The sequence below is a fragment of the Paraburkholderia sp. Cpub6 genome (assembly GCF_014201065.1).
Classification (GTDB): Bacteria; Pseudomonadota; Gammaproteobacteria; order Burkholderiales; family Burkholderiaceae; genus Paraburkholderia; species Paraburkholderia tuberum.
The window spans coordinates 121,143-130,928 of the sequence record NZ_JACHDM010000020.1; the positions used below are offsets into that span (position 1 = coordinate 121,143).

Annotated in this window: 8 protein-coding genes; 1 reads left to right on the forward strand and 7 read right to left on the reverse strand. The window is 65.8% G+C overall.

Translation table 11 applies throughout. From position 1 onward, the window contains the following. Positions 1–50 precede the first annotated feature (50 nt). The gene (locus tag HDG33_RS27210) at positions 51–512 is read left to right on the forward strand and encodes a (2Fe-2S)-binding protein (protein ID WP_184036322.1); all 462 of its coding nucleotides are present in this window, start codon (positions 51–53) and stop codon (positions 510–512) included. A 215-nt stretch (positions 513–727) separates the two neighbouring features. Here the strand turns inward: HDG33_RS27210 and HDG33_RS27215 are convergent, their stop codons facing one another. The 7 genes from HDG33_RS27215 to HDG33_RS27245 all read right to left on the reverse strand — a co-directional run bounded on the left by HDG33_RS27215 (position 728) and on the right by HDG33_RS27245 (position 9,691). Next, the gene (locus tag HDG33_RS27215) at positions 728–2,305 is read right to left on the reverse strand and encodes an efflux transporter outer membrane subunit (RefSeq protein ID WP_184036325.1); all 1,578 of its coding nucleotides are present in this window, start codon (positions 2,303–2,305) and stop codon (positions 728–730) included. Continuing rightward, positions 2,302–3,309 carry an HlyD family secretion protein gene (locus tag HDG33_RS27220; RefSeq protein ID WP_184036329.1) on the reverse strand — a complete coding sequence of 336 codons (1,008 nt, stop codon included), beginning with the start codon at positions 3,307–3,309 and terminating at the stop codon, positions 2,302–2,304. The genes HDG33_RS27215 and HDG33_RS27220 overlap by 4 nt, the downstream gene beginning before the upstream one ends. Next, positions 3,306–3,515 (reverse strand): DUF1656 domain-containing protein, encoded by a 210-nt coding sequence (locus tag HDG33_RS27225; protein ID WP_184011511.1) that lies wholly within the window; start codon positions 3,513–3,515, stop codon positions 3,306–3,308. Before HDG33_RS27225 ends, HDG33_RS27220 begins: the two co-directional genes overlap by 4 nt. An 81-nt stretch (positions 3,516–3,596) precedes the next feature. Then, on the reverse strand, positions 3,597–5,699 hold the full coding sequence (locus HDG33_RS27230; protein WP_184036332.1) for an FUSC family protein: 2,103 nt from the start codon (positions 5,697–5,699) through the stop codon (positions 3,597–3,599). Between the two features lie 6 nt (positions 5,700–5,705). Next, the gene (locus HDG33_RS27235; RefSeq protein ID WP_184036335.1) at positions 5,706–6,410 is read right to left on the reverse strand and encodes a MarR family winged helix-turn-helix transcriptional regulator; all 705 of its coding nucleotides are present in this window, start codon (positions 6,408–6,410) and stop codon (positions 5,706–5,708) included. A 206-nt stretch (positions 6,411–6,616) separates the two neighbouring features. Further along, complete coding sequence (locus HDG33_RS27240) at positions 6,617–8,275, reverse strand: ATP-binding protein (RefSeq protein ID WP_184036338.1); 1,659 nt, start codon at positions 8,273–8,275, stop codon at positions 6,617–6,619. Between the two features lie 3 nt (positions 8,276–8,278). Continuing rightward, a complete protein-coding gene (locus HDG33_RS27245; protein WP_184036341.1) occupies positions 8,279–9,691 on the reverse strand; it encodes an ATPase domain-containing protein in 1,413 nt (470 codons plus the stop codon). Positions 9,692–9,786 lie beyond the last annotated feature (95 nt).

Here is a 9,786-nt window from a genome sequence, read left to right on the forward strand (position 1 = left end):
GGTGGATGAGCAAAAGCTTGCGGTGTAGCGCGGCGACTCAGGAGGCAAGCATGGCGGTACTGAATATCAACGGACGCAAGGTGAAGGTCGATGCCGATCCGGACATGCCGCTGCTATGGGTGCTGCGCTGCGATCTCGGCATGACCGGCACCAAGTTCGGCTGCGGCGTGGGCATCTGCGGCGCGTGCACGATCAATCTCGACGATGCCGCGTGCTTCGCGTGCCAGACGTTGATGTCGAGCCTGCATACGCAGAAGATCACGACGATCGAGGGTTTGCAGGGACGCGAGGCGCAGGCGCTGAAGGCCGCGTGGATCGAACTCGACGTGGTGCAGTGCGGCTATTGCCAGAGCGCGCAATTGATGGCGGCTTGCGCGTTGCTGAAGCACAAGCCCGATCCGACCGATGCCGACATCGACGAGGCGATGACGCCGGTGGTGTGCCGTTGCGGCACGTATCCGCGGGTACGGGCGGCGATACATCAGGCGGCGGCGAAAGTGCGGAAGAGCTGAGCCGCTCTTTCGGTCCGCCGCTCGCCCAACTCAATTCGCCAACATTTCGACCACCGCAACCACCGCGGTGAAGATACCGATGCATCCGCCCAACGTGACTACACCCTGCATGAATGGCGACATACGAGACTCCGTAGCGTGAAGTGGTGTCACGTATTTAACCGAAAGTGAAAGCAAAAAGAAAGATTGTCAAAAATAAATCGTAAGACGGCCGATCAAGGCGCTTTCGCAGTTGCGGCCGTCGACGCTCCCGACTTCGCGGACGGCTTGGCCGCGACAGGTGTTGCCTTCAACTGCGGCCGCGTTTCACCCGGCGTGCTTTGCCCGCCAACTTCCCACCCGCCGCCCAGCGACAGGAACAGATTGACCTGATCGATCGCCACCTGGCCCTCCGCCGCCGCGAGCTGCGACTTCGCGGCCGTCAGCGTGCGCGTCGCGTCGAGATCGGAGATGAACGACTCGCGCCCCGCGCGATATAGCCGATGCGTTTCATCCGCCGACTGCGCCGCCGACTTCAGCGCCGCACGCAGCGATTCGGCGCGCGCGTAATCGGACGCGTAGGTCGCGAGGTTGGTCTCGGTTTCGCGCAGCGCGGTCAGCACCACGCCGTCGAACTTCGCGAGCGCGACCTGGCTCGACGCTTCGGCTTCGTGGACCCGTTGGCGCGCCCCATTGGCCGGGAAGGTCCAGCTGATCAGCGGACCGAAGGCCCAACGCGCCGTCGGCGAGGTGGGAATGTCTTCCAGAATGCCGGTGAAGCCCGCCGACGCGCCAATGCTGATGCTCGGATAAAGCGCCCCGGTCGCGACGCCGATGCGCGCCGTCGACGCCGCGAGCTGACGCTCGGCTTCGTGCACGTCCGGGCGTCGCCGCAGCAGCCCGGCGCCGTCGCCGATCGGAATCGGCTGGTGGATTTGCGGCAGCCGGTCGCAGGCGAGCACGGCCGGCGGCAATTGCGACGGTGCCTGGGCGAGCAGCATCGCGAGCCGGTATTGTGCGATCTTGCGGCGCGCGGTGTAGCGCGGAATGTCGGCCGTCAGAGTCTCGACCTGAGTCTGGCCGCTCGTGACCGCGGTCTGGTTTCCGCGTCCCGCGTCGCGCAGACGGCGCGACACGTCCACGCGCTCCTTCTGTAGCGCGAGCGATTGCTGCGCGATGCGCAGCTCCTCGGCCGCCGAGCATTGTTCGACGTACGAGCGCACCACGTCCGCGACGACAGTGATGCGCGCGAGGTCGCCCGCGGCTTCCACGGCCTCGGTGTCCGCCGCGGCCGCTTCGACGCCGCGGCGCAGCTTGCCGAACAGGTCGATTTCGTACGAGACGTTGATGCCCATGTCACCCAGGTTGGCGACCGGCAGTTTCTCGAAGAGCAGGTATTGCTCGGCCGATTCCTGCGCGCGCTGGATCGCCACCGACGCGTTGCCCGAAAAACCGCCCTGCGCTTGCGCTATGCCCAGCGCCTCGCGCGAGCGCGCGAGATTCGCGGTCGCGACGCGCAGGTCGGTATTCGATTTCAACGCCTGGTCGACCAGACCGTTGAGCACCGGATCGTCGTACAGCTTCCACCAGACGGTCGGCAGATTGAGGGTTGACGTCAGCTTGGGATCGGCGCCCTCGATCGCTCCGTTCGCGAGCGGGGCATTGACGAGCGCCTGTTTCGGCAGCGTGTAGTTCGGCCCGACGTTGATGCAGCCGTTCAGCGCGACGGTGAGCGGCAATAACGGCAGCAGTGGCAGCAGCGGCAGCAGCGGCAAGCGCGGCGCCAGCGAGGACAAGGTACGCACGAACTTCATTGCGACGCGCCCGACGGTGCGGTGCCCGACCCAGCGGACCCGGACGCCACCGACGAACCCGGCGCCACCGGCGCAGCCGAAGCGGCGACCGTGCCAGATGCGCCACCCGTGCCCGACACGGCTCGTCTCCTGAGCGGCGACAGGTCACGCACCGACACCGTCGCGGTACGCCCCGCAATCAGGCGGAAATCAGCGGGCACTTCATCGAGCGCGACCCGCACCGGAATGCGCTGCGCGAGCCGCACCCAGCTGAACGCCGGGTTCACGTTCGGCAGCAGATTGGCGCTTTGCGTGCGGTCGCGGTCTTCGATACCGGCGACGATGCTCTGCACGTGCCCGCGCAGCGGCTTCGGCTCGCCCATCACGATGATGTCGACCGGCTGGCCGATGTCGATGCCGCGCAGCTTGGTTTCCTCGAAGTAGCCGTCGACGCGGAACGAATGCATGTCGACCACCGCGACCACCGCGCGACCGGCCGCGACGAATTCGCCGACGCGCGGCGCGCGGTCGTTCAGATAGCCGTCTACCGGGCTTTTGATCGTCGAGCGCTCGAGGTTCAGCTTCGCGGTGTCGATCGCGACGTTCGCGTCGGCGAGCGCGGCTTCGCCCGCCTCGACGCGCGAGCGGCTCTCTTCGAGTACTTCGGCGGCGACGAGGTTGCCGAGCTGACGATTGCGCGCGTATTCGCGGCGGGCCTGATCGAGCGTCGCGCGGCGCTGCTGCGCCGTTGCCTCGGCCTGACGCAATGCGAGCGTGTAGCGCGCCTGATCGATCCTGAACAGCACCTGGCCCTGCTTGACCTGCTGGTTGTCCGTGACCTCGACCGACGAAATCAGTCCCGACACGTCGGGCGCGACCTGGATCACGTCGGCGCGTACGCGCCCGTCGCGGGTCCACGGCGCGAACATGTAGTAGTTGACGAGTTTCCACAGCACGAATGCTGCGACCACTACGACGATCAGGGTCAGCAGGATCTGACCGACGGAGAACCAGGTTTTTTTCACGTTATTAGTCTGTGCGAAACGACGACGACAAGGCCCAGCACCAGCACATAGACGCCGAGATCGAAGATGGTGCGATGCCAGACGAAGCGGTAAAAGCCGGTGTAATCGAGCGCGGTGCGAATGCCGAGGTTGATCAGATACGCGATCAACATCAGCACCAGCACGGACGGTACGAACACGCCGAAGATATCGATTTCACCGATCATCGCGGGAACTGGGAAAAGGGAGGGCGGGGTGCGAAGGCGGGCGCAAGCAGGGGCGCAAGCAGGGGCGCAAGAATGGGTGCATCACGCGGCGGCCTCCGGTTCGGTCGGCGTTGGTTTCGTGAGGGTCGCCGGAAACAGCGAAAGACGCAAGCCGACCAGCGCGTGCAGCGCATCGCGCAACTGACGCGCCGAGGTCTGCGAGGTCTCGGTCGGCGCCGCGGCATTGGCGAGCCCCTGCGCGGTGACGCGCGCGACGGCCACGTCGATCAACGACATCAGGCTGTCCGGCACCGGAACGCGGTGACGTCGATCGATGCAGTTCTCGTAGTATGTACGCACTCCATCGAGAACATGGTCGATCGCGCCGGCCGCTTCGCCGCCGAGCTTGCGTGTGAGGCGGCGCAGGTCCAGCGCATTGAACCCGATGCGCAGATCGCGGAAGCTCTCGATCGACGGATGGCGGTAGTCGTCGGTGGCCGCGAGGCGCGGGATCAATTGCATCAGCCGGTCGAGCATGCGCGCGGCGAGATTGCGCGGATCTTCGATCGGCCGCGTCGACGCGCTCAGCGCGACGTCGGCCCAGCTCGAGCGCAACAGGCGCGCCGCGGCCAGCTCGGCGCCGAATGGGCGCGTTACGCGGGTCCACAGGTATGCATAGAGCAGGCCGGAGAGGCCCGCGAGGTTGGCGTTCAGGAACGTCAGGAAGTTCGCGTCGTACGCGTCCTGAATGCTGATGAAGGTGGCCGTGTTCACCGCGACCAGCACCGTCACCATGTTGAACTGCGGGCGCGGAATCAGCGTGCCGACCAGAATGAACGGCGCGGCGAACAGGATCACCAGCATCGCGAAGTCGTGCACCTGCGGCAGCACGACGAACAGATAGAGACCCGCGGCCACGACGGCGACGCCAGTCGCGAGGAAGAAGCGGAACACGAACGGCGCGGGTTCGTCGAGCGCGGCGAAGAAGCAGCAGGCGACCGCCGCGAGCGTGACCGCGCTCGCGCCGTCGTTCCAGCCCGAGCCGATCCACAGCGCGCACGCGAGCACCACAGCCGCGGCCGCCGACACGGTCGCGAACAGCATCATGCCGCGATCGTAGAAGCGCTCGGTGCCGCCGAGTCGCCAGTGACGGAAATGCGGCCGCCACGAACCTTCCTCGCGCGTGATGATGATGCGCAGCGAGCGGCAGTCTTGCCACACGTCGATCACTTGCGCGAGGCGCCATAGTGCATTCGACAGCAGCGCGCCGTCCCAATGCGCGAGCGCGGCGGCGGGCGGGTGCATCGCGGCGATGCGCGCGCGCAGCGCGTTGGCGGTCTCGTCCGCGTGATAGCCCTCGCTCGGCGCGGGCAGCGGTTGGTTGAACCACTTGATGACGTCGTCGATCAGCGTCTGAAGTCCTTCGGGCCAGTGTTGCGGGCCGTTGTTGTAGAGCGCGAGCAGCGGATCGGCGAGCGACGACATGATCGGCAGCAGCAGTTGCATGCGGCCACGTAGTTCATGCGCGCGCGCGAGGACGTCGGGCCGCGTGTGATCGTAGGCGAGCTGGCTCAGCAGCAGTTCGAGACCGTTGATCGTGCTCGCGAGTCGTTGCCGAGCGCCGGAAATCGCCGAGCTTGCGATGCGGCCCGACAGCGTTTCGGTCGCGTAGAACGCGGCGTCGCGAAACCATGCGTCGGTGCGCTCGATGATCGTCGGCGCGAGCCGGCTCGGAAACACCGCGCTGCCGACGATGCTCGCGCAGACGATGCCGAGAATGATCTCCTCGGTCCGGCTCACGGCGAGATCGAAGACGCCGGTCGGATTCGTCACCGACGGCAGCGCGATGATCGGCATCGTATAGGCCGCCAGCATGAACACGTAGCTGCGCGCGGTGCGGTCGGACACCGCGAGGTAGAGCATCGTGCCGATCCACGCCGCGACGATCACGCTGAACAGGTACGGCGATTCGACGAACGGCGGCACCAGCAGCACCGCGCCCGACGCGCCGAGCGCAGTGCCCAGCGCACGATAGATCGCCTTCGAGCGGGTCGCGCCGACGAACGGGTTCGACACGATGTAGACGGTCGCCATCGCCCAGTACGGCCGCGGCAGTTCGAACGCGAGGCCGATGTAAAGCGCGAGCATGGCCGCGGCGAACGTTTTGACGGAAAACAACCAGTCGCGGAGAGTGGGATAGACCATAAACCGTTACGCGGAATCGGCGTTGCGCGGCGCGGTGGCTCGCGCGCCGCTCCTGGTGGACTTGCGCGCCTTGGCGGTGCCGCGTGATTTGCCGGCCGTTTTGGCAGCGCTTTTGCCGCTCGTCCGTTCGACCTTGCTGGCAAGCGCCTCGCCTTTGGCGGGCTCGCGCTTCGCCGACGAGGTGCGCTTCGTCGCCTCGTGCCTGACCGGTTCCGGGCGCACGGGCTGCGCGCGTTCGTGACGCGCGTCGCGCTCGACGCTTCCCGGTTCGGCGCGTGCGGCGGCATCGGCCGTGAATGCGCCGAGCACGCGCAGGGCGGCTTCGAGATCGTCGCGCGATACGCCTTTGAGCGCCTGCGCGCGCAACGTGACCAGTTCCTCTTCCATCTTCGCGGTGACGGCGCGGCCTTCGTCGGTCAGTACGACGGTCTTCGCGCGGCGGTCTTCGGAATCTTCGTCGCGGCGCATCAGGCCGGCCGCGCACAACTGGTCGAGCAGCCGCACGAGGGACGGCCCCTCGATGCCGATGTGATCGGCGAGCGTGACCTGACGCACCGCCGAGCCGAGCCGGCTCGCGGTCAGAAGCGGCGTCGCGCACGCTTCGGATACGTTGAAGGCCGCGAGCACACCATGACTCGTGCGCCGCCACTTTCTGGCGGCGACGACCAGCGTGCTGCTGACGGTGCGGCGCAGGGCATCGAGATTCGACATGGCCGGTATTGTATTTCCAAAATATTCGTTAGCAAACTATTGAATTGGAAATCGTGGCCGAACCGGAGGAGTCTGCGGCGCGAATGCGACAGCGGCATTAAATCGGTGGCCAGGAGGTGGGCTTACAGAATCGTTGGGTGTGCGGTGCGCCGCGATTCAATGGGCATTTTGATGCAAGTGGTCTACTTGATTCACTTGAGCTCGATTCACGCGAGCAGCCCGATCCGCACCGTGCGCGCCAGATCGTCGAGCTGAAACGGCTTGCGCAGGATCGTGCAATGCTTGACCGCGAGATCGGCAATGTCGACGTCCGCATAACCGGTCGCCAGGACCACCGGTAGATCGGCACGAAGCTTGCGCGCCGCGGCGATCACGTCGATGCCGTTCATGCCCGGCATCGCGAAGTCGACCATCAGCAGATCGGGATGATCGTCGACGAGGCGGTCAAGGCCGGTCTGGCCGTCGGCGGCCTCGGTCACCGTGTAGCCGAGCATGCGCAACGATTCAACGAGCATCGCGCGCACTTCGCTGTCGTCCTCGACCACGAGCACGCGCTTGTCGCCGACCGCGTTCGCTTCCGCATCGGACTCCGCTTCGCTGTGCGCGGCGACTCGCTCGCGCATCGGCAGCCAGATCTGCACCGTGGTGCCGGTACCTTCTTCGCTGAAGATGCGCGCGGCGCCGCCCGCCTGCCTCGCGATGCCATACACCTGGCTCAGGCCTAGCCCGGTGCCCTTGCCGATCGGCTTGGTCGTGAAGAACGGATCGAACACGCGCGACACGACGTCTGGCGGAATGCCCTCACCCGTGTCGGCGACTTCGATCACGACGTAGCGGCCATGCTTCAGCGTCTGGTCGGGCGCGTCGCGCAGGGTCACGTGGATGTCGAGGCGCCCGCCGGCCGGCATCGCGTCGCGCGCGTTGATCGCGAGATTGAGCACCGCGAGCTCGAGCTGATTTGCGTCGGCCTGGGTCCACATTTCGGTGCGCTCGAAGTCGTTGTCATAGCGGATGCCCGAGCCGAGCGACACCGCGATGATGTCGCGCATGCCCTGCAGCAGCGCGACCACGTCGATCGCTTTCAGATTCAGGTTGCTGTTGCGCGAGAAAGTCAGCAACTGGCCGGTCAGTTTCGCGCCGCGCTCGGTCGCGCGCTTGACGGTGGCCGCCATGCCCCGCAGGCGTTCGTCGCCGCTCACGCGCGCGATCAGTTCCGCGTTGACCATGATCACGTTCAGCAGATTGTTGAAGTCGTGCGCGATGCCGCCGGTCAGCTGACCGAGCGCCTCCATCTTCTGCGATTGCACGAGCACGGCCTGAACCTTCGCGCGCTCGTGGATCTCGGCCATCAGCCGGTCGTTGGCTGACGCAAGTTCGTGCGTGCGCGCGGCGATGCGGCTTTCCAGCGAATCGTTCAGTTGCTCCAGCGCGTCCTGTGCCTCGATGCGCTCGGCAAGCAGCCTTCGGGATTCATACTGCCGTCCGCGGGCCCGCAACGACGACGCGACCGCGCGCCGCAACGTTTCCGAATTGAGCGGACGTTCGAGCACCACTACATTGCCGAGCCGTTCGAGCACTTCGAGCCCGCGCGCGGATCGATGGCCGATGCTGCGGGCGGCGAGCAGGATGAACGGGAAGTCGGACCATGCGGGCTGCCGTTCGAGCCACGCATACAGGCTCGAGCCGTGGCCGTTCGCGAGCGCTTCCTCGGTGAGCAGCGCGGTGCCCGCGCCGACGTCGAGCTCGGTGGTGAGCGCGTCGGCGTCGTCGCAGGTCACGCAGGCGCGTGCGTCGTTGTGCAGAGCGGCGGTGATCACTTCGGCGTCGCGGCCGAACGGTGCGAGGATGAGGACACGCTGCTCCATCGCTCACTGTCCTGACGTATCGATCAGATGGTTCGTCGCGCCGAGCATCGCGGTGCTGCCGCGATACGAGGGCAGGCCCGACAGCACGCCCTCGAAGTCGCGCAGCGCTTCGCCGACCTCGACGCCTTCGGTGCCGAGGCGGAACTGGCGGATCGTGCGTTCATGATCGTTCGCGCGGCTCTTGACGGCGGTTATTGCCGTCAGCACTTCGCCTTGGTGCTCGAAATAGCGGAACAGCACGACCACGTCGCTCAGATAACTGACGTCGACCTCGGTCTGCACTTCGCCGATGATGCCGTGCTGCCCGAGCACGAGCATCGTGACCACGCCCTGCTGATTCAGATAGCCGAGCAATTCGTGCATGTGCAGCAGCAGGTAGCGCTCGCCGGGCATCGCCTGCAGATAGGCGTTCAGGCTGTCGACCGCGACATAGCGCACGTGCTCGTTTTCGACCGCGTTGCGCACGTCGCTCGACAGCTCGCCCGGCGAGATTTCCGCGGGATCGATCTGGCGCAGCATCAGCAGACCGCTTTCGACGTGCGGGGCGAGATCCATGCCGAGCGTCGCGCAGCGTGTGACCAGCATGCTGAGCGTTTCGTCGAATACGTAGTACGCGCACCGCTCGCCGCGTTCGAGTGCGGCAAGCAGGCACGACACGACGGTGGTGGTTTTGCCGACCCCCGACGGGCCGATGATCAGCGAATTGGTGCCGGGGACGAGGCCACCGCCGAGCAGCGCGTCGAGGCCGGGCGTGCCGGTGCTCATCGGGCTCGTGCCGAATTCGCTGTGATGCTCGGCGGCGACCAGACGCGGATAGACGCGCAGACCACCGGTGTTTAGCGTGAAGTCGTGATAGCCCTCGCGGAACTTGATGCCGCGCATCTTCGCGATGCGCAGACGGCGGCGATTGCCGCCGTAATCATGAGCGACGTTTTCGAGGCTGATCACGCCGTGCACGATGCTGTGAAGCTGAATGCCGGAGGCGCTGGCCGACGTGTCGTCGAGCAGCAGCACCGTGCATTCGCGCGTCGAGAAATGGTGCTTGAGCGCGAGAATCTGCCGACGGTAGCGCAATGGGTTCTCCGCCAGCAGACGCAGTTCGGACAGGCTGTCCAGGACGACGCGCGCCGGCTTCAGTTCGTCGACGTGCTCGATCACGTTGCGCACGCTTTCGCCGAGTTCGACTTCGGCCGGGTGCAGCACGGTCTGTTCGTATTGCGGTTCGAGCCCTTCTTCGGGCAGTTGCTCCAGTATCGTGAAACGGCTCAGATCCCAGCCGTGGCTCACGCCGATCGCGAGCAGTTCAGCACGGGTTTCGGACAGCGCGATATAAAGGCCCGTCTGCCCTTCGTGCAGGCCCTTGAGTAAGAATTGCAACGCGAGGGTGGTTTTACCCGTGCCTGGCACACCCTCCACTAGAGCGTGTTAGGCACTTTCTGTCAGACCTGGTAACCTGGCGGGATGATAGAACGCAAGCCATACCCGACAGATGTTTCGGACGAGGAATGGAG